Origin of the sequence: Roseburia sp. 499 (assembly GCF_001940225.2) — a bacterium.
Classification (GTDB): domain Bacteria; phylum Bacillota; class Clostridia; order Lachnospirales; family Lachnospiraceae; genus Petralouisia.
Map to the genome: position 1 here is coordinate 2,208,830 of NZ_CP135164.1, position 20,985 is coordinate 2,229,814.

22 protein-coding genes and 1 pseudogene are annotated in these 20,985 nt (G+C 37.7%); all 23 read right to left on the reverse strand.

All coding sequences use genetic code 11. The features are described from left to right. Positions 1 to 19: 19 nt before the first annotated feature. Positions 20 to 661: a GNAT family N-acetyltransferase gene (locus BIV20_RS10890; protein WP_075720760.1), complete on the reverse strand. Its 642-nt coding sequence runs from the start codon at positions 659 to 661 to the stop codon at positions 20 to 22. Then, on the reverse strand, positions 636 to 1,019 hold the full coding sequence (locus BIV20_RS10895) for a GNAT family N-acetyltransferase (RefSeq protein ID WP_075720761.1): 384 nt from the start codon (positions 1,017 to 1,019) through the stop codon (positions 636 to 638). The genes BIV20_RS10890 and BIV20_RS10895 overlap by 26 nt, the downstream gene beginning before the upstream one ends. Before the next feature lie 73 nt (positions 1,020 to 1,092). Next, the gene (locus tag BIV20_RS10900) at positions 1,093 to 1,554 is read right to left on the reverse strand and encodes a GNAT family N-acetyltransferase (protein ID WP_242939823.1); all 462 of its coding nucleotides are present in this window, start codon (positions 1,552 to 1,554) and stop codon (positions 1,093 to 1,095) included. Positions 1,555 to 1,594: 40 nt separating this feature from the next. Continuing rightward, the gene (locus BIV20_RS10905; RefSeq protein ID WP_075720763.1) at positions 1,595 to 2,344 is read right to left on the reverse strand and encodes a nucleoside phosphorylase; all 750 of its coding nucleotides are present in this window, start codon (positions 2,342 to 2,344) and stop codon (positions 1,595 to 1,597) included. Positions 2,345 to 2,374: 30 nt separating this feature from the next. Beyond that, complete coding sequence (gene aac(6'), locus BIV20_RS10910; protein ID WP_075720764.1) at positions 2,375 to 2,815, reverse strand: aminoglycoside 6'-N-acetyltransferase; 441 nt, start codon at positions 2,813 to 2,815, stop codon at positions 2,375 to 2,377. A gap of 112 nt (positions 2,816 to 2,927) precedes the next feature. Next, positions 2,928 to 3,512 (reverse strand): GNAT family N-acetyltransferase, encoded by a 585-nt coding sequence (locus tag BIV20_RS10915; protein ID WP_075720765.1) that lies wholly within the window; start codon positions 3,510 to 3,512, stop codon positions 2,928 to 2,930. Between the two features lie 31 nt (positions 3,513 to 3,543). Further along, positions 3,544 to 4,026, reverse strand: coding sequence for a GNAT family N-acetyltransferase (locus tag BIV20_RS10920; RefSeq protein WP_075720766.1), 483 nt, complete (start codon positions 4,024 to 4,026; stop codon positions 3,544 to 3,546). 25 nt (positions 4,027 to 4,051) lie between these two features. After that, positions 4,052 to 4,399, reverse strand: coding sequence for an inorganic pyrophosphatase (locus BIV20_RS10925; RefSeq protein ID WP_075720767.1), 348 nt, complete (start codon positions 4,397 to 4,399; stop codon positions 4,052 to 4,054). A gap of 14 nt (positions 4,400 to 4,413) precedes the next feature. Next, entirely contained in the window at positions 4,414 to 5,166 is a 753-nt protein-coding gene (locus BIV20_RS10930; RefSeq protein ID WP_075720768.1) for a class I SAM-dependent methyltransferase, read from the reverse strand. Positions 5,167 to 5,378: 212 nt separating this feature from the next. Further along, positions 5,379 to 5,999 carry a DUF3267 domain-containing protein gene (locus BIV20_RS10935; RefSeq protein ID WP_075720769.1) on the reverse strand — a complete coding sequence of 207 codons (621 nt, stop codon included), beginning with the start codon at positions 5,997 to 5,999 and terminating at the stop codon, positions 5,379 to 5,381. Between the two features lie 132 nt (positions 6,000 to 6,131). Next, positions 6,132 to 6,599 carry a GNAT family N-acetyltransferase gene (locus BIV20_RS10940; RefSeq protein ID WP_143524538.1) on the reverse strand — a complete coding sequence of 156 codons (468 nt, stop codon included), beginning with the start codon at positions 6,597 to 6,599 and terminating at the stop codon, positions 6,132 to 6,134. A gap of 448 nt (positions 6,600 to 7,047) precedes the next feature. Beyond that, entirely contained in the window at positions 7,048 to 10,257 is a 3,210-nt protein-coding gene (carB, locus tag BIV20_RS10945) for a carbamoyl-phosphate synthase large subunit (protein WP_075720770.1), read from the reverse strand. Next, positions 10,257 to 11,327 carry a carbamoyl phosphate synthase small subunit gene (locus tag BIV20_RS10950; RefSeq protein ID WP_075720771.1) on the reverse strand — a complete coding sequence of 357 codons (1,071 nt, stop codon included), beginning with the start codon at positions 11,325 to 11,327 and terminating at the stop codon, positions 10,257 to 10,259. Before BIV20_RS10950 ends, carB begins: the two co-directional genes overlap by 1 nt. Before the next feature lie 214 nt (positions 11,328 to 11,541). Then, positions 11,542 to 11,991, reverse strand: coding sequence for a hypothetical protein (locus BIV20_RS10955; RefSeq protein WP_075720772.1), 450 nt, complete (start codon positions 11,989 to 11,991; stop codon positions 11,542 to 11,544). A 59-nt stretch (positions 11,992 to 12,050) separates the two neighbouring features. Beyond that, positions 12,051 to 13,235 (reverse strand): hypothetical protein, encoded by a 1,185-nt coding sequence (locus BIV20_RS10960; RefSeq protein WP_075720773.1) that lies wholly within the window; start codon positions 13,233 to 13,235, stop codon positions 12,051 to 12,053. 144 nt (positions 13,236 to 13,379) lie between these two features. Continuing rightward, positions 13,380 to 13,916, reverse strand: a pseudogene (locus BIV20_RS10965) (flavoprotein); the annotation flags it as partial. 16 nt (positions 13,917 to 13,932) lie between these two features. Beyond that, positions 13,933 to 14,319, reverse strand: coding sequence for an aspartate 1-decarboxylase (gene panD / locus BIV20_RS10970; RefSeq protein WP_075720774.1), 387 nt, complete (start codon positions 14,317 to 14,319; stop codon positions 13,933 to 13,935). A gap of 13 nt (positions 14,320 to 14,332) precedes the next feature. Beyond that, positions 14,333 to 15,172, reverse strand: coding sequence for a pantoate--beta-alanine ligase (gene panC, locus BIV20_RS10975; RefSeq protein WP_075720775.1), 840 nt, complete (start codon positions 15,170 to 15,172; stop codon positions 14,333 to 14,335). 10 nt (positions 15,173 to 15,182) lie between these two features. After that, a complete protein-coding gene (gene panB / locus BIV20_RS10980) occupies positions 15,183 to 16,010 on the reverse strand; it encodes a 3-methyl-2-oxobutanoate hydroxymethyltransferase (RefSeq protein ID WP_075720776.1) in 828 nt (275 codons plus the stop codon). A 15-nt stretch (positions 16,011 to 16,025) separates the two neighbouring features. Continuing rightward, on the reverse strand, positions 16,026 to 16,898 hold the full coding sequence (locus tag BIV20_RS10985) for a Rossmann-like and DUF2520 domain-containing protein (RefSeq protein ID WP_083655195.1): 873 nt from the start codon (positions 16,896 to 16,898) through the stop codon (positions 16,026 to 16,028). 343 nt (positions 16,899 to 17,241) lie between these two features. Beyond that, positions 17,242 to 17,928 carry a P-II family nitrogen regulator gene (locus BIV20_RS10990; RefSeq protein WP_075720777.1) on the reverse strand — a complete coding sequence of 229 codons (687 nt, stop codon included), beginning with the start codon at positions 17,926 to 17,928 and terminating at the stop codon, positions 17,242 to 17,244. A 17-nt stretch (positions 17,929 to 17,945) separates the two neighbouring features. Next, the gene (locus BIV20_RS10995; protein WP_075720778.1) at positions 17,946 to 19,442 is read right to left on the reverse strand and encodes a DUF1538 domain-containing protein; all 1,497 of its coding nucleotides are present in this window, start codon (positions 19,440 to 19,442) and stop codon (positions 17,946 to 17,948) included. 183 nt (positions 19,443 to 19,625) lie between these two features. After that, on the reverse strand, positions 19,626 to 20,915 hold the full coding sequence (serS, locus tag BIV20_RS11000) for a serine--tRNA ligase (protein ID WP_075720779.1): 1,290 nt from the start codon (positions 20,913 to 20,915) through the stop codon (positions 19,626 to 19,628). Between the last annotated feature and the right edge of the window lie 70 nt (positions 20,916 to 20,985).

A 20,985-nucleotide genomic window follows, 5' to 3' on the forward strand; every position in this document is an offset into this window, starting at 1 on the left:
CTTTCGAAACATACTCTCTCTACTTGATAGAAGAATGACTATAAATATAAAACTCTTCCTGACTTACTCTGTATTCTTTTTCTTTTGGCTCAAATGTTTGATCAAATTTTTCTGCTTCTTTTTCATCAGTCTCGTAAACCGGGCTTTCATAATAAGTCCATTTTCTTCCATCCAGAACTCCTGTTTTAAGTTCTTTCACAAGCATTGCCGTAGGGTAATAATCATTTTCAATGCATACATTATATTTCTTACAACTTTTGAATCCGGAAGATACATAATTCCCCGGATGTCCGAAAATAACAATGCAGTCATATCCTAATTCCATTGCTTTCTTAAAAGAATGATTTAATAATAATTTCCCAATGCCTTTTCTTTGATATTCCGGCAAAATACTGAAAGGTCCAAATGTCAAAACTATCTTTTCGCACCCGTTTTCATCTACTAACTTTGCTTTTGTATAAACAATATTTCCAACAATTTTTCCTTCTGTCTCTGCCACAAAATCAAGTTCCGGTATGAAATCATTATGTTCACGCATGACATGGACCAGATAATGCTCATTGCACCCTGGAACATGCAGATTCCAAAATGCTTCTCTTGTTAAATTTTCAACAATCCGATAATCATTTCTGGACTCATTTCTTACATTTATTTTCTCCATTCTCGTTCTCCCATACAAATCTGTTTCCTTTTTCTGTTTTTTCATAAACTTTGAACCCTAAGCTTTCAAAACACTTTCTTGAAGCAATATTGAATTCATAGATTTCATTTACAAATAACTTATCATATCCCAATAATTTTCCACGTTCCATCAAGGTACATATCACTTTTTTCCCAATACCTTTTCCACGATATGACTTATCGCCGATTACAATCGGCATGTCCTCTTTCCAGAACGTAACATCTCCTATAGGAACATAGGTATCCTGGTTCTTAACTTCTATAAAATACAGTTCGCCCTTTTTATTAAGATATTCATACATACACTTTAATGTCTCCTGACTGTATAGTTTTTTCATCCACCTGTAGAAATTCAGGTTGTTCCACTCCTTCTATTGCCATTATGCATACCTCCGAATTGAATCGAATAATTTATTTATTTTCCAAATCCTTTGCCATACACAATGATTCCGGTATATCCACATATGGACCATAATTGGGAATCACCTGAAATCCAATCTTTTTATATACGGCACAAGCTTCCGATAATATTTTTCCCGTCTCAAGAATTATTCTTTTATATCCTAATTCCGCAGCCCATTCTACTAACAAGGAAACGAGCTTTGTTCCTACGCCGTGTCCCTGATATTCCGAATGTACAAACACTCTTTTTAATTCTATATCTTCCTCATCATATTTTCTTATAGCACCACCACCAATTGGCTTATTATCTTCATAAACGACAATCGCTTCTTGTATTTCATCTAACTGATTATACTTATTGTATTTATCCCTTTGTATTTCGTTTCCAACACGTCTATCCAAATCCATATCAAGAAGTATACAATTTTCTATAAAGTCCTTATTTTTTCCATTTGTTCTTTTAAATTCCATTAAAATTTTCTCCATAAACTTCTGTTTTTTCTAATAATATTTATAAGCGCAAAGCTACTTCTAAAGCAATATATAATTTTTCAAAATCATGGTTTGCATCACGAAGACCTTCTACTTCATATCCACTGGATTCTAAGACATCTCCCGCTTCAAGAAAATCATACAGTTCTAAATCATAAAAATCACATGCAGCCTGTACCCCTGCCAATTCCATTTCAACAGCAATACAACCTTCGTTTTTTCTCTTGGAAACCAGTCCCCTTGTTTCTCTGACCATTGACTCTGTCGTCCATACTTTTCCTTGAACATATGGCACACCTAAATCACTAAATATTGAAGCAAGTTTATTGCTATTTTTTATCTCAATGTAATCGGATGGTTCGGCAAAATAATAAGAACACCCTTCCCCACGATAACTCTCTGTTGGAACAATGAATTTACCATCCGTTTTTTCTCTATCCAGGCTTCCACAAGAACCAAACATAATAAATTTCTTTGCTCCTGTTAGCCAGCTTGCTTCATAGCAGTACGCTGATGCAACTGCAGAACCGATTGCTGTTAAATAAAATGCGATTTCTGTTCCTTTATAATTCATCTTGTAAATGGAATTATTTCCGTTACAAGCGCTTATTTTAGCTATTTCAACGCAATCAAACGTATCCAATAAATTTCTATGTATTTCTTTCGAGAAAATAATGAGACATATATCCACAATATGCTTGGGTTCTCCATAGAAATCCCGCAAGCTAATAATAGGCTCTGTTTCAATATCATAAGAATCTGTAATCATCGTTATCTCTCCTTCCGTCAATCATATCTATTATTTTTTCAATGTCTTTTTAAAACAAACAATACGATTTGCTTCTTCAAATCCCATCTTCCTGTGAAATGCTAAACTGTCCTCATTTTCAAGTTCACAATCGCTGGCAAACTCTACACAGCCTTGTTCTTTTGCCCATTCTTCACACTTTGATAATAACATTTTAGCATACCCCTGTTTTCTATATTCCTGCCCGATAAATATACCCTCCAAGTACCCCACAGGACTGGTTTTCGTACCCTCAACATAATCATGGCGTAATTGACATTGTGCAAAACCTATTTTTTTATCATCAATAGAAACTATAAAAATTGCACTTTCTTTATCTTGTATTACAGCTTCGAATTCTTCTATAAGTTCTTCCACTGTATGATTTTCCCACATCAGGATAGCTAATTTGGCAATATCCATACAATCACTTTTTGTTGCCTTATCTATCATCTCATCAGACCTCCCAAAAAATTTCATTCCTAACTTTGCAGCTAATTCTAATTCGAAACTACCTTCCGCAACAACATATACGCAATTTCTCTACTTTGATATAAGCAATGATTCACTGTATGCCATACTTACTTGAAAATTCCCCTCGGATTTCATCAAAGTTCATGACCTGTAGCGGACAATCCAGGTGCTTAGAAATACATTTTTCCATCCACACCATGTTATACCATTTACCGAATTTATACCCACATTTATGAAATTCACCTACAAATTTGTATCCCAAATGTTCATGATATTGAACACTATTCTTTGTAAGGTATTCATCCTCAATAATTGGATAACCGATACAAGCATTCAAATTTATAATATTCTGTAATGCCAAAGCATTTTCTAATGCCATATACAATTCCTTGCCAAATCCCCTCTTTCTCGCATCTTTGGCAATGTAAATCGTTGTTTCTACCGCCCAGTCATATGCCCTACGTTCTTTAAAAGCACTAGCATATGCATAACCAACAATCCTCCCTTCACATTCTGCTACAAGATAAGGATACTTGCTAAGTGTCCGGCGAATTCTTCCTCTAAATTCATCAACAGATGGCACTTCATATTCAAAAGTAATTGCTGTATTCTCAACATAATAAGAATATATCTCAAGTAATTTCTCTGCATCATTTTCTGTTGCTATTCTAATCATCTTATCACCCTATTTTATATTAATTGAGTATTTACATAACTAATTCCATACAAATATACTCGTCTTCGTCTATAGGTATAAATCCGTTTTTTCTCCAAAAAGCATTGCTCTGTGGATTTCCCTTGTCTACACCAAGACGAATTTTCTTATAACCTAACGTTTGTAGATAATTTCTGCATTCAGAGATGATTTTCGAACCAATACCATTTTTCTGATATTCTACATTCATCATAAACAATCCTATAAAGGATATTTTTTCTGCCGGAAAATCAAGAATTAAGTCCATGATTGCTACCAAACTTTCACCTTCAAAAAATCCAATATAGAACTTATCATTATATCCCTTGCCAGGTGGCAATGCCTTCATATCATCCATAATACTTTCTTTTGTAACAACAGGTGGATGATATTGATAGAAAATCTTGTTTTTACAACTCATTTCATAAATTATCTCAACATCTTCAGCCGTTAATTTACGAACCTCAAATATGTTTGATAAGTTTTTTATCTCCATACAATTTGTCTCCATAACTTCTTATTTATCGTCTTATCAAAATGCCTTTCATATATTGTGTTTCATTATGTGTCTGATACACAATCTGTTTTTCTTCTTCTGTGCATCCTATCAATATCTTTATTTCCGAATCCCGTTTCATTAAATCAACAGTACACATTATGGCATCTATTTGTTTATCTCCAGAACCAACCCAAACATCAATACCTGCCCCATCCATTGACGAAGTATTCTTCAAATATCCATAATCAACCTTGTATATAAAATCAGGATATCTTGGATGTGCAGTTCCTTTTGGTCTATCTATAACTATTTCTGAATTATTTACTAATGAATCCAATGCTTTCCAAAAATCATTATTAAAAGTATTCATATATCCTCCACAAATTATTTTATTGCTATTGCGGTAAACTCTCCTGGTATCTTCTCATTCGTCCACGCAGGATGTTCATCAAATTTTTTCAAACATAATCCATTACTAATTATAGAATTTATAATTTCACTGATTGTATATTTTCTATAACTGCATTTAGGCATTTTCTGTCGCACATCTTCGTCAAAAAATCGCGCATGTGCCATCTCACCTTCAAAAACATCCGTAGAAAAATAACTCATCGTTGGTTGTTGCAAATTCAAGATATCAGATATCTTTGTAAATGGATGAAAGTCACTACAAATCAACTTTCCTCCCTTTTTGAGAATGGAATATATAACGCTCATGAATTCATCAATGTCGTGAAAATAATGTAAAATTCCACCTTCCATAAACACTACATCAAAATAATTTTCATATTGAGACAGATCTATTTCTAATATATCACAAACTTCAAAATTCAAATTGACATTGGCTGCTTTAGCCACTTCAAGAGCATATTTTTTGTTATCCTCTGAAATATCAAAGATAGTAACTTCTGAGCCAAGTAATGCTAATGGAATTGCCTTTTTTCCACATGAACCACATATATTTGCAACTTTTATTCCATCATATGAATCAAAATATTCAGTATATCGTTTCAACATTCCCATTGGATTTTCAACATCTTTTTTTGCCCTTTCAGTCGGTATTCCTAATGTTCTAACCCAAAACTCATAGGCATTATATTCCCACGCTTTTTTATTTTGTACACTGTAATCCTTCACTACTTCAACACCTCTACAAATTCTGATATGTCCAATTCTATAAATTTGGATTTGTGCGTTTCTACGAGCGGTGCGAAGATGCACCGAATTGGCTGACGGGAGCTTGCTCACAGGCAGACATATTCGAGTGCAGCTGCATAGCGCGACAGCGCGACATAAGCATGAAGCGCAGCGAAATGCGAATGGCACCGCTCGATAACTTGGGCTTTGTATTACTCTATCCAATAAGAATGCATGCCATGATTAAAAACTTTCGCATTCTTTGGTACTTGCCTTATAGCATTATAAACATTTGCAAAATCTCCCATTGACATAAATGTCATCATCCAAGTTAATACCATTATGCAAATAATCCATTCCGCTTCCAAAATTGGAGCAACAATATACCAAATAAAGAACGGTATAATTCCCAAAATAATGGATGGTGCGAGACAAAGAACTATAAATCTGATTTTAGTTACCTCAGCATCACAATATACAAAATAAGCCCCTTGTTTTAAGTCTTTCCAAACAGTCTTTTCTGCTTCTTTCGGATAGAAAATGGCATGAATAAACTCATGTAGATAGATTAGCACCTGTCTTAATAATACTGTTATTACTATAGCAACAATAAGACTGCCATCAAACTCCAAATGTTTATCAAGCTCTGAACACCTAATTACAGACAAAATGACCATTGGTAACATTATCGGTAAGCTAAGCACAAATCCAAGTCGAAAGGCCTCTAAAAGAGTTCTGCCTTCTTTAAATTGAACTGCTTTTTGAGAAAGTTCTTTCCCCTGAAGCAGTTGTGCCTCATTTTCAAATTTTCCTTTAATATGTATATTGAACATTACGCACCTCAACAAATTCTTATTTTTCTGAATCTTTCTCCCATCTTCTTGCCCTTCGGACAAGAAGCATCCCTCGCTCTAAAGAGCTCGGTCAATTCTTATTTATCCAATTCTATAAATTGGGATTTCTGTCTATGAATTAGACAAGCCTTTAAGAGACTTCTTATAAATAGTTACTTCTCCACCCATGTATTCATATCCCTTATCAAAAGCAATCCATCCAGTTTTTTCATAGTAATTAACTAAATCAGTATATAAGTATATTTCTTCGTAGTTTTTATTTCTACAATATTCTTCAATAAATAGTTGTAGCCTTTGGCCAATCTTTTGATTTCTATAATCCTGATTAACAACTAATGCAGATAACCATGGAAATAAATCTTGCCGTGAAAGTAAATCTCCTCTCCAAAGGCCAACCGTACCTACTAAGACATCATTATCAATTGCTACAAATGTTATTGGAAGTTTATCTTCTTCCATGCTATGTTCTATTAACTCTTTATAAAATCCATAACTTGTTTTACATCCAAATTCTTGATTTAACCATTCTATCACCTGCTCTTTATACTTAGGGCAATATTTTAATGGCATAATATTCATATAAATCATCCTTTCAGAAAAAAACTACCAATATTACTATAACTATTGAGAAATCTTCCATTTAAAGAGGCGGTTTCTTACGAAACCGCCCTACTTCATAGTATACCTCATATGAATTGTAAGTGCAAGCAAATGATTAACTCTGCAGGACTCCCTGCTTTCACGCAGTGTAACTTCGATTCCACTTCGTTCCATCTCAGTTCGGGCTGGTACACGCCTCCAACCTCGATTCCACTTTGTTCCATCTCGGTTTGGGCTGGCGCACTATGAAAATCATTTACTCCGCAGGACTCCCCGCTTACGCTGGGAGTGGGCTATCGCCCTTTCAGAATAGAAAAAGACAGTTTTAAGAAAATAAATTTTCCAAAACTGTCTTTTCCTATCCTTTCCTGCTCACTGTCTCCGGTGAGACCCTGTGAGTAATGGACTTTCCATACTGCTTGTAGCTTTAAATGTTTTTGACTTTCGCAATATCTACAAGATTCAGTTCACTATTTTCACTTGCATGTTCAAGGCTTCGTGCCAGTGCATTTGCAGTATCCATTGCTGTGATACAGTAAACACCTGTCTCAATAGCATTTCTACGGATTAAGAAACCATCTCTTGTCTTATCACGTCCCTGAGTAGGTGTATCAATAACAAGGTCTATCTTATGTCCGAGAATCAAGTCCATAACGTTTGGAGATTCCTGAGAAATCTTGTTGATTCTCAGTGCATCTACACCATGCTCCTGCAAGTATTTCGCAGTACTTCTGGTTGCATAAATCTTATATCCCAGTTTTTCAAAACGCTTTGCCACACCTACGGCTTCCGGCTTATCTGCGTCTTTTACAGTCATAATCATCTGTTTATGCTTTGGAAGCTCTACTCCGGCACCTAGGAATGCCTTATACAATGCTTCATCAAAGCTCTTACCGATACCCAGACACTCTCCGGTGGACTTCATTTCCGGTCCAAGGCTGATTTCTGCACCACGCAGTTTCTCAAAAGAGAATACCGGCATCTTGATTGCAATATAATCTGCTTCCGGTGCAAGTCCGGTCGGATAACCCATACCTTTTAAGGTGTTTCCAATGATTACCTTGGTTGCAAGGTCTACGATTGGAATTCCGGTTACCTTACTGATATATGGTACGGTTCTGGAAGAACGTGGATTTACTTCGATAACATACACTTCTTCACCCATTGCAATAAACTGAATGTTAATCAAACCAATAACGTGAAGTGCTCTTGCCAATCTTCCAGTGTAATCTACAATTTTATCTTTTACTTCCTGGCTGATAGTTGGTGCCGGGTATACAGAGATACTGTCTCCGGAATGAACTCCGGTACGCTCGATGTGCTCCATAATACCAGGAATCAAAATATCCTCACCGTCGCATACCGCATCTACTTCGATTTCTTTTCCCTGTAAATATTTATCTACCAGAATTGGATGATCCTGTGCAATTCTGTTGATGATTTCCATAAATTCTTCGATTTCCTGGTCTGAATATGCAATCTGCATTCCCTGTCCACCTAATACATAGGAAGGACGAACCAGTACCGGATAACCTAAACGGTTTGCAACTTCTTTTGCTTCTTCTGCAGTAAATACAGTTCCTCCGGCAGCTCTTGGAATCTCGGTCTGCTCTAATATCTTATCAAATAACTCACGGTCTTCTGCTGCATCTACATCTTCTGCCTTTGTTCCTAAAATCGGAACTCCCATCTTCATAAGGCTTTCTGTCAACTTAATTGCTGTCTGTCCACCGAACTGAACAACTGCCCCGTCTGGTTTTTCCAGACGTACAATACTTTCTACATCTTCCGGTGTTAATGGCTCAAAGTACAGTTTATCTGCAATATCAAAGTCGGTAGATACGGTTTCCGGGTTATTATTTACAATAATTGTTTCATAACCTTCCTTGGCAAATGCCCAAGTACAATGTACGGAACAATAGTCAAATTCGATACCCTGTCCGATACGGATTGGTCCTGAACCAAGTACCAGAACTTTCTTTCTGTCGTTGGTTTCAACAGCTTCGTTTTCACTACCAAAGCAAGAATAATAATATGGTGTTTCTGCTGCAAATTCTGCCGCACAGGTATCAACCATTTTATACGCTGCTGTAATACCATTTGCATAACGCATATCGCGAATCTCTGTTTCTTCTTTTCCAGTCAGACGCGCAATCACGTTATCCGGGAACTCAATACGTTTTGCTTCTTTTAGCAGTTCTACAGTAAGTTCTTCTTTCTTCAGACGCTCTTCCATTTCTACTAAAATAGCAATCTTATCAATGAACCAGTGGTCAATCATGGTAATGGCATGAATCTCATCATAAGTAACACCCTTACGAAGTGCTTCTGCAATTACCCAGATTCTACGATCATCTACTACTTCTAACTGTTTCAACACTTCTTCTTTAGAAAGCTCACTGAAGTCATAAGACATCATGCAGTCTACATGCTGCTCTAAAGAACGAATTGCCTTCATCAAAGCACCTTCAAAGTTAGTACAGATACTCATAACTTCTCCGGTCGCCTTCATCTGAGTTGTCAAAGTTCTCTTTGCTGTAATGAACTTATCAAATGGAAGTCTTGGAATCTTAACAACACAGTAGTCAAGCATTGGCTCAAAACTTGCATATGTTTTTCCTGTAATTGCATTCTTAATTTCATCCAATGTGTAGCCCAATGCAATCTTTGCTGCAACTTTTGCAATCGGATATCCGGTTGCCTTACTTGCCAATGCAGAAGAACGGCTTACACGAGGATTTACTTCGATAACGCAATATTCAAAACTGTTTGGATTTAACGCATACTGTACGTTACATCCACCGGTAATATTCAGTTCAGAAATAATGTTCAATGCAGAAGTACGTAACATCTGATACTCTTTATCACTTAAGGTCTGAGAAGGTGCTACTACGATACTATCTCCCGTATGCACACCAACCGGGTCAATATTTTCCATATTACATACTGTGATACAGTTACCTGCTGCATCACGCATTACTTCGTACTCAACTTCCTTCCAGCCTGCGATACAACGCTCTACTAAAACCTCACCGACACGGCTTAAACGCAATCCGTTGGTCAGAATATCGATTAACTCTGTTTCGTTGTGAGCGATACCACCGCCACTTCCACCTAAGGTGTATGCCGGTCTTAAAACTACCGGATAACCGATAGTATTAGTAAATGCAATACCATCTTCTACATTATGCACAACAAGGGATGGGGCACATGGTTCACCAATCTTTTCCATGGTATCCTTAAATGCCTGACGGTCTTCTGCCTTGAAAATGGTTTCTGCTGTGGTACCAATGAGCTTTACTCCGTTTTTCTCTAAAAATCCGGATTCTGCTAACTCCATTCCAAGATTCAATCCAGCCTGTCCTCCTAAGGTAGGAAGTACACTATCCGGCTTTTCTTTTAAAATAATCTGCTCTAATACCGGTGCAGTTAATGGCTCAATATATACCTTATCTGCTATCTCTTTATCTGTCATGATTGTTGCAGGATTAGAGTTTACCAAAATTACTTCAACGCCTTCTTCCTTCAAAGAACGGCATGCCTGAGTTCCTGCATAATCAAATTCTGCTGCCTGTCCGATAACGATAGGACCGGAACCGATTACTAATACTTTCTTGATATTTGGATTCTTTGGCATTACTGGTTCCCTCCCATCATATTGATAAATCTGTCAAATAAGTATCCGCTGTCCTGTGGTCCCGGACATGCTTCCGGATGAAACTGTACCGTAAAAATATTCTTTCCGGTGTATTTCAATCCTTCGTTTGTTCCGTCATTTACATTTACAAATGCCGGAACTGCCACCTTAGGATCAAGGTTATCCGTATCAACTACATATCCATGATTCTGTGAAGAAATATATACTCTTCCGGTCTCTAAATCCTTTACAGGATGGTTACCACCACGATGTCCGTATTTCATCTTATGAGTATCTGCTCCATTCGCTAATGCCATCAGCTGATGTCCCAAACAAATTGCAAAAATTGGCACCTCTGAATCATACAGTTTCTTGATTTCTTTGATAATCTCTGTACATTCCTTTGGATCTCCAGGTCCATTACTTAACATAATTCCGTCCGGCTTAGAAGCTAAAATCTCTTCCGCACTGGTATGTGCCGGATAAATAGTTACTTCGCATCCACGTTCATTCAAAGAACGGGCAATATTCTTCTTTGCACCAAAGTCCATCAATGCAACCTTCTTTCCCTTACCACTCAGAGTAGAAGGTGTTTCGCATGTTACTTTATCAACTACATTTCCTGTAGTATATTCCCTTAATCTTGGAATAATTTCATCTATATTATAATTTTCATTCGTGGTAATCATACCATTCATGGTTCCCTTTTCACGGAGAATCTTTGTCAATGCTCTGGTATCGACTCCTGCAATTCCAGGAATATCATGTTTCTTCAAGAAATCCTGAATGGTTCCTTCACAACGGAAGTTACTCGGCATTCTGGATAATTCTCTTACAATATATCCATCCGGCCATGGCTTTGTTGACTCCATATCCGGTGTAATACCATAATTTCCAATTAATGGATATGTCATGACTACTGCCTGTCCAGCGTAAGACGGGTCTGTTAAGACCTCAAGATAACCTGTCATTGACGTGTTAAAAACGATTTCACTGATGATTTCCTTGGTAGAACCAATGCTTGTACCTTCAAACACAGTTCCATCTTCCAATATTAGAAATGCTTTCATTTATTTACCTTGCCCTTTCTATATGAATCTCTTATGTCACCTAATTTTTTACAAAAAAAAAGAGGGATTCTTTTTTTTCATAAGGGTTTCCAAGACATATGTGCTTCTTCCTATTATAAATGTAGACGCATTCGCACTGTATGCCTAAATTGTAAAAATTCTATCATAATCAGCGCTTTTTTTCAACTGTTTTTTTACACAAATTTTTCCCAATTTAAACCTTCTTATTGAACTTTGATTCTTCCTGCTCTTTTTCCATCTCAAAATATCTGTCTCTGTCATTATGTGGAAATAACATTTCCATATACAAATTTCCTAATAAATTTTTCACTTTTTCTGATTTTACTTTCTGCACCGGAAGTTCCTTTGCCTCTAGTTTCTGCAAGTTTTCAAGCAACATCTCCATACTTTCTCTTTTAGGTGCAATTGGCTCTCCAACAATTTCTTCCTTCTTCTCTTCCATTATTTCTTCCGTTCTGTGTTCTGCTTTTTCGTCTGCTTTCATCAATTCTTTTGTCTCCGGAATGTTATAGACAAGATTCTGACAAGTCTTGGCAAAACATTCCGGGTCATACTTTGATAAAAACTTTAAATCATCCATGGTCAATTGGCGCTTATTATATATTTTGACGTAAATATCTGCAAGACGTACCTTCTTTTCCATAAACCTCATCCTCCTACTATATTACATCATAACATATTGAAACGCTTTTTCCCATATATTTATACATACATCCTCCAATAATGTCTGGGATCCTGATACGTTGCATCTTCTATTCCCATAATCTGAACCAAAGGTAAACTATCCTTAACCTGCACATATGCAAGACCATTGTTATTCCAAAACAGTTCTGTTGTGGATAATGCACATATCCGATCTACCGGATAACTGCATCTTGTGTATTTATCTGTACTATAACAAGTTGCAGAAGACTCAAACAGGAAATACGTATTTTCTCCATCACACACAAGTTCTTCTGCCATTGGCGGAAACTTACAAGAACCGTAATTGTAATACAGATTTCCATCACTGCATATATCTTTCGCTATCTGGTAAAAATATATCTCAGAATGGAAATAACGACCTTGTGATGTAGATACTGCCATATAAGTCTTTCCTTCATTTTCCATAAAAGAAACACCATTCGCAAATCCCGGAATTGTTATTTCTTCTCGTTTTACAAGTTTCAACTGCTCTTCCTCTACAATATCATAGCTTCGCAGTGTTCCCATACCACTGTTACGGTTAGAGTAAGTTCCCACCCAAATACGATTATCATAATAAGTAATAAAGGATGCTACTGCTCCACAACTCACATTCTGTGTATACTCCTCCAGAAAATAACTGCTCTTTCCGGAAGCCACTGCTGCTTCAATCATATCATAATCAATCACACTGCATTTACGGGTAGTACTTTTTGCAATCCAGACACGTGTTCCATCATAAGCAATTCCGCCTACATGATTGGCATCCGGAAGTACTATGGTAGTCAATAACTGCCGTTCTCTTGGATTCTGATTTGCCAAAACATAAATGACAGAATTAGCTCCGGAGCTATCATACGCTGTAACCAACATATAATCTTCGGCAATACAAATCCCCTGTGGCACCATCTGTGTACTGATACTTCCCATTACATCGGTTGCTGTCAATCCCGGAATTGCAGAGGAATATTCTTCTTGATATAAATTCTGGAATGTTCTATAGCGATTTAAAGTTTTTTCAAACTCTTCGCTATAACGATAATCCGTGCTGGTAACATTCTGGGCAGCAACTGTTTTTTCCAAATTATGAAAAAATGAAACGACCGCACTAGCTCCACCTCCTGCTACCAGGAGCCACCATGCAGTCGTTATCATTACAAAAATCACACTATATTTAAATAATCTTATTCTATCTTTTCTCATATGCTGTCGCCACCTTTGCTGTTATACTACATTTTGTACAACTACTTTTCTTGTAATTATAGTATACCCAACTTTTATTTAGACAGCATTAACAAAAAATGTACATTTTGTTAACATTTTTTATTTATTTATGCTAATTTATTCCATTTTTTCGGAGATGCATTTTACCAATATTTCCTCAGATGGCAATTTTCCAATTTCAACGTCTCCATTTACCTGCATTCCTTCTTCCGGCAAAATAATTTCATAGCCAAACCGTTCCAATTTTTGCAAATTTTCCTGCACAATTGGATTTTGATACATATTATGATTCATGGAAGGCGAAATTAAAATCGGACAGTTACACCCCATCACGGTGGTTGTCAGCATATCGTCAGCGATTCCATTTGCAATTTTTCCAATCACATTTGCCGTAGCCGGCGCTATCAGCACTGCGTCTGCCTGCTTTGCCAAAGATACATGTTCTACGGAAAATTCAAAATTCCGGTCAAAGGTGTCAATCAGACACTTATTTCCTGTTACTGTTTCAAACGTTTCTGCTGTAGCAAAGTTTGTGGCATTTTCTGTCATAAGTACATGAACATTGCACTGAAGCTTCTTTAGCATATGTGCCACATTTGGCATCTTATAAGCGGCAGCACCACCGGATACTGCCAATAATACCGTTTTTCCCTGCAACATATTTTTCCTTTCCACTTTACATGGAAATCTGTCCATGTTTCTCGTATGTCGTTACTTTTTTGATTTTGTTTTCTTCGTCTACGAATACTACCTGTGGATGGAATTCTGCTGCTTCCTCCGGTGTCATCTGAGCATATGCCATAATAATGACATGGTCTCCGGTAAGAACCTGTCTTGCAGCTGCACCATTCAGGCAAATCATTCCACTTCCCGGCTCTCCTGCTATGGTATAAGTTTCAAAACGATTTCCATTCTCTACATCTACAATCTGTACATTTTCGTATTCCAAAATTCCTGCTGCCGCCATAAGCTCCGGATCAACAGTAATACTTCCTACATAGTTCAATTCTGCCTGCTTTACAACTGCACGGTGAATTTTTCCTTTTAACATTTTTAAATACATTTTCTTTTCCTTTCTATAACATAACGTTGTCAATAAGTCTGGTTTTTCCAATATAAACTGCAATTGCTACTAATACTGAAGAGTTAATCTGCTCCATTGGCTCCATATTTTCGCTGTTTACAATTTCTACATAATCAATTTTTGCCAATGGCTCTGTCTGAAGGCTCTTGGTAATTGCTTCGCGAACTTTTTCTACATCTTTTTCGCCTGCTTCAATCATCTCTTTTCCAATGGTCAGGGATTTATTTAAAATAAGTGCTGCCTTACGTTCTTCTGCATTCAAATATGTATTTCTGGAACTTAAAGCCAGTCCATCTGCTTCTCTCACAATTGGACATCCTACAATCGTAATATCAAAGTTCAAATCACGCACCATACGTTTGATAACAGCAAGCTGTTGTGCATCTTTCTGGCCAAAATAAGCACGATCCGGTGTTACGATATTAAAAAGCTTGGATACTACAGTACAGACTCCGGAAAAATGTACCGGTCTTGTTTTTCCACAAAGTCCCTTTGTCAACTTATCCATATCCACAAAAGTACATTTATCCGGGAAGTACATTTCTTCCGGTTCCGGATGGAAAATGATATCTGCTCCTGCAGCTTCACAAAGTGCCGCATCTCTTTCAATATCTCTTGGATAGCTGGATAAGTCCTCATTTGCTCCAAACTGAGTTGGATTAACAAAATCACTAACTACGACCTTGTCATTTTCTGATACTGCCTTTACAATCAAGCTTTTGTGTCCGTCATGAAGATATCCCATAGTAGGTACCAAACCTACGGTAAGCCCTTCTCTTTTCCATCCCTTAATAATAGGACGGAGTTCTTCGATTGTTTTTATAATTTTCATTGTCTTCCTCCTAGTATAACTTTTCTATTACTTCATCATCTATTTTAAAAGTATGTTCCTGTGCCGGGAACACGCCACTTTTGACTTCTTCACTATATGCCGCAAAAGCCGCCTTCATCGCTTCGCCAATCTGTGCAAAATGCTTTACAAACTTCGGTTTGAAATCACTGAACATTGCCAACATATCTTGATATACCAACACCTGTCCATCGCAACCTGCTCCGGCTCCAATACCGATGGTTGGAATTGTAAGTCTTTTACTAATCAATTCTGCTAATTTTGCAGGTACACACTCTAAAACAACGGCTACTGCACCTGCTTCTTCTACTGCAATAGCGTCCTCTAATAATTTTTTCGCTGCTGCTTCGGATTTACCCTGTACCTTAAATCCACCAAATGCGTTTAAGGACTGTGGTGTTAATCCAAGATGTGCTACTACCGGAATGGAAGCATTGGTAATTGCTCTAATGTGCTCTGTTACTTCTCTTCCACCCTCAAGCTTTACTGCTTGTGCACGTCCTTCTTTCATCAGTCTTCCTGCATTTACTACTGCATCATATACCGAAGTCTGGTAAGACATAAATGGCATATCTGCCACAATTAACGCATTTTTTGCTCCTCGCGCTACTGCTGCAGTATGATGAATCATGTCTTCCATAGTAACAGACAGGGTATCTTCATATCCTAACATTACCATACCAAGAGAATCTCCTACCAGAATCATATTGATTCCTGCTTCATCTATTAATTTTGCCATGGAATAATCGTAGGCAGTAAGCATCGTAACTTTTTCCCCGTTTTCTTTTGCCTGCTGAATTGTAACTACTGTGTTCTTCATTTTTTCCTCCAATTTTCACTTACTTTCTCTTAACAACTGCTCTATTTCACCATAATCTTTGTCTGGATTTTTTTCCTTTGCCAGTTCTGTCACAAGACTTCCTGCTGCTCGATATGCCTGATTCCACAACGGCTTTTCCAAAGCTTTCAAGTGCTTTTCCACCGTTCCCAAGTCGCCTCTTTCAATCGGTCCGGTCAGTGCTTCTTTGCATCCATTGAAAAAAATCGTATCGATACTGTTTTTTACCAATGGTTCTAACATATCGTAGGCAATTTCTTCCGTGATACCTGATTCCTTTAGTAGTTCTATTGCCATCCACAAAAGTCCTGTCACCTGATTGCTGGCTATACTGGCAGCCGCATGATACTTTGCCTTTGCATTCGTCGGAATCTCTACTATCCGGTTCGGTAAAAGTGCAAACACTTCCTGCATACGCTTTAACGCCTCGGCATCTCCTTCTACCGTAAATAGTGCTTCTGTTAAGTTCTGATAAGCTGTGAATTTATTACTGAACGCGTAAATTGGATGGACAGAACAGACAATTGCGCCTGAACTCTCCTTATTTGAAAAAATATCACTTGATAATGAGCCACTAAAGTGGCAGATGACTTTTCCCTTCACATTCTTTTTCGCAATGCAATCCCATATCTCTTTTATCGCTCCATCATTTGTAGTAATAAAAAGGGTATCGCTTACTTCAATCAGTGAATCTAAATCCTTAAAATAATTTGTGTTACAAAACTGTGCCGCTTCTCTTGCACTGTCAGGTGTTCTACTGTAGAATCCCTGCACGTTTCCGCCATGAACCATAATGTACTTTCCCATAGTGGTCCCTACTCTGCCGGCACCTATAATTCCTATTTCTATATGTATTCGCCTCCATTTCATTCTTCTGCATTACGCATGAATCCAAAAAGGGATGGCATTATCAAAATGATACAGTTTCTTTCCAGAATACCGTTCGTTAATAAATTAACACATATGGGAATTTTTTACAACCTGTTTTTGAGCCTTTCTTTTTTCAATACCTAGAAAAGTACTTATGAGAAGTTCCAAACATTTTGTATTCAGGTTCCGTTGCATGAAGGGAAAAACCGAGTTTCGAATTAGGGAAATTAATAGCATTCCTGCAAATACAATATCTAGCCATGCTAAAAAGTGCGTCCGGCTTTGCACGTTCAAATCTGAATAAAATCAGAAAGAAAAAAGCTTCAACTTCTCATAAGTACTTTTATATATCTTCTTCCTCCATCAGTCTCATTCCCGCTGTTGCAGACACCGGAAGTGAAAATACAATAGCCTTTGCCTTACTTTCTAATCCCGCCTTATCCATAATGGCTCTCATAATCTCGTTCTTCTGCTCTTTTTTCACTACAATGAATACCATTTCCTTTTCCGCAACCAACGTAACTCCCAGGAATTTTTCTGCCTTTTCTACACCTGTCCCTTTGGCATGAATCACGGTACCTCCTGCTGCATGCACCTCTCTTGCGGCATCCATGACAAGTTCTGTATATCCTTGATTTGCAATGGCAACTAAAAGTTCATATTTTGTTTCCTTCAATGTGGATTCCTCCTCTTTTACGAATTCCTGTCCGCTTGTAAGATAATTCAATGCTTTTTTTCCACCAATACTGCTTAAGGGCACCAAAAATGCAATTCCCATTCCGGGCAAATCAATTTTCATTTTCTGCTGCAGTTCTCTTTTTACCTCCCGCCATTTATCGTTGGTAACAATATGAAACAGCACACTTTTTTCAGTGCCTTCTAAACCAAAATAATCCAGAATCTCACTGGCAGCCGTCCCCATACCTACCGTTATTGCCGAAATATCCAATCCCTTTTCTTTATAAAAATGTACAAATTTTTTTGTAAGATTACGATTGGTTATCGTAACCATCATATGCAGCTGGCTCATATCTCATATCCTTTCTGCTACAGTTCAATAATCGCATCTTCATCCAGTTCCGCAAAGTTAAGTTCCACAGGTGACATTTCGCTTCTGCTTTCTTTTACCTTATAAATCATTCCAAGTATCTGAATGGAAATAAGCGGTGTCATAGCAACCATTGCTACCACACCAAAGGCATCTGACACGTCCCCGCCCATTGCAATACAAACTCCCTGGGCAAGTGGCAGTAAAAAGGTGGCTGTCATAGGTCCTGATGCAACTCCACCGGAGTCAAAAGCAATAGCAGTAAATATTTTCGGTACGAAAAAAGATAATCCAATAGCAATGGCATATCCCGGTATCAAAAAGTACATCAATGGAATATCACATAGAATCCGCACTATGGATAACCCAATAGAAAAAGCCACACCAATAGAAAGACTGATACCCATGGCACTTGCCGCTATGGCACCATCCGTTATCTCCTCTACCTGATGATTCAACACATAGACCGCCGGTTCCGCTTTTACAATAAAATATCCCATCAAGGCCCCAATTGGAATAATAATCCAACGATAATCCAACGACGCAAGCGTCCGTCCAAGATAATTTCCAGATGGAATAAACCCTACATTGGCTCCCGTCAAAAATAATACTAGTCCAATATATGTATAAACCAGCCCAATTATAATTTTTGCAAGAGTCTTACCAGAAAGTTTTAAAGAAAATATCTGAAATAGGCCAAAAAATACTACAATCGGTAATAACGAAATAGCAATCTCTTTCATATACGCCGGCAATTCTACCCCAAATAACTTCCATAATTCCACTGAATCGTTAATTTCCGGAATTGCTACGAGACTATAATCACTTTCTCCCGGACGATAAATCATACCCAGAATCAATACCGCCAAAATAGGTCCAATAGAACAAAGTGCTACCAGACCGAAACTGTCGTTTGCCGCATGATGGTCATTACGAATGGAAGAAATACCAATTCCCAATGCCATAATAAATGGAACCGTCATAGGCCCAGTGGTCACTCCTCCCGAATCAAAGGCAACTCCCTGAAAACTTTCCGGTACCAGAAATACCAGTCCAAACACAATCAAATAGGAAAATACCAGAAGCGGCGGAAGGGCAACTCCAAGAAACATACGAAGAAATGCTATTACCAGGAAAAATCCTACCCCTGCAGCCACTGCTAAAATCAAAGTAGCATTCGGTACAGACGGAACCTGCTGTGCTAAGACCTGAAGGTCAGGTTCTGAAATCGTAATAATAACTCCAAGAATAAAAGATAGAACGACAATCACAAAAATATTTTTACTCTTTGTCATACCGGTTCCCAGTCGTTCTCCCATAGGTGTCATTGACATTTCTGCACCCAGAGTAAAAAACATCATTCCAATAATCAAAAATACTGCTCCTATCAAGAAACTTAGGAGAGTGCTCGGTATAATGGGCGCAATGGAAAAACTCAAAACAAGTACAATTCCTACTATAGGCAATACTGCCCGCAATGCTTCCTCCATCTTCATTTTCAATTTCCCTGTGTATTTTTCCAAACGACCGCCTCTTTTCTGTTTACATAATATTTGATTTCTATTGTATCATAGTCTTCCATGAAATCTCAAAAGTTTTTTTCAATCTTAGCATTTTATTAACAAAAGACCCTTTATACCGGCATCTATGCCAATATAAAGGGTCTGATATCAAATGTTTTATTTTGCGGATGGTACAATCTTTTCTGTTCCACCCATGTATGGTCGTAATGCTTCCGGAATTCTTACACTTCCATCTGCCTGCAAATTGTTTTCTAAGAAAGCAATCAGCATTCGTGGCGGTGCCACAACTGTATTGTTCAGAGTATGTGCAAAATATTTGCCATCTTTTCCATTTACACGAATCTTCAAACGACGTGCCTGAGCATCTCCTAAGTTTGAACAACTTCCTACTTCAAAGTATTTCTTCTGTCTTGGAGACCATGCTTCTACGTCAATAGATTTTACCTTAAGGTCTGCAAGGTCACCGGAACAACATTCCAATGTACGCACAGGAATATCCAAAGAGCGGAATAAATCTACTGTATTCTGCCACAACTTGTCAAACCATTCTTTCGAATCTTCCGGTTTACAAACTACAATCATTTCCTGCTTTTCGAACTGATGGATGCGATAAACACCACGTTCCTCGATACCGTGAGCTCCCTTTTCCTTACGGAAACACGGAGAATAACTTGTCAATGTCTGTGGCAACTGCTCTTCATTTAAGATGGTATCAATGAACTTACCAATCATAGAATGTTCACTGGTTCCGATTAAGTACAAATCTTCTCCTTCAATCTTGTACATCATTTCATCCATTTCCTTGAAGCTCATAACACCGCTTACCACGTTGCTTCGAATCATGAAAGGAGGTACACAGTAAGTAAATCCACGGTTAATCATAAAGTCTCTTGCATAAGAAATCACTGCTGAATGAATTCTTGCAATATCTCCCATGAGATAATAGAATCCGTTTCCGGCTACCTTTCTTGCACTATCCAAGTCTAATCCGTTGAAGCTTTCCATAATTTCTGCATGATATGGAATTTCAAAATCAGGAACTACCGGTTCACCAAATTTCTGAACTTCTACATTCTCACTATCATCTTTTCCAATTGGAACTGATGGGTCAATAATGTTTGGAATGGTCATCATAATCTTAGTAACTTTTTCCTGTAACTCTGCTTCCTGCTTTTCCAATTCAGCCAGACGGTCTGCACTTGCATTTACCTGAGCCTTTACTGCTTCTGCTTCCTCTTTCTTGCCCTGTCCCATCAAAGCACCAATCTGCTTGGACAGTTTCTTACGCTCTGCACGAAGCGCATCTGCCTCCTGCTGTGTCTTTCTTGCCTGAGCATCCAACTCAATTACTTCATCTACCAATGGAAGCTTTGTATCCTGAAACTTGTTGCGAATGTTCTGTTTTACTACTTCCGGATTTTCTCTTAAAAATTTTAAGTCTATCATTTTCTTCCTCCTAAAAATAAATTCCTATAAAGTATAAAAAAATGCCTTCATCCCCTGCACATTCATGCAT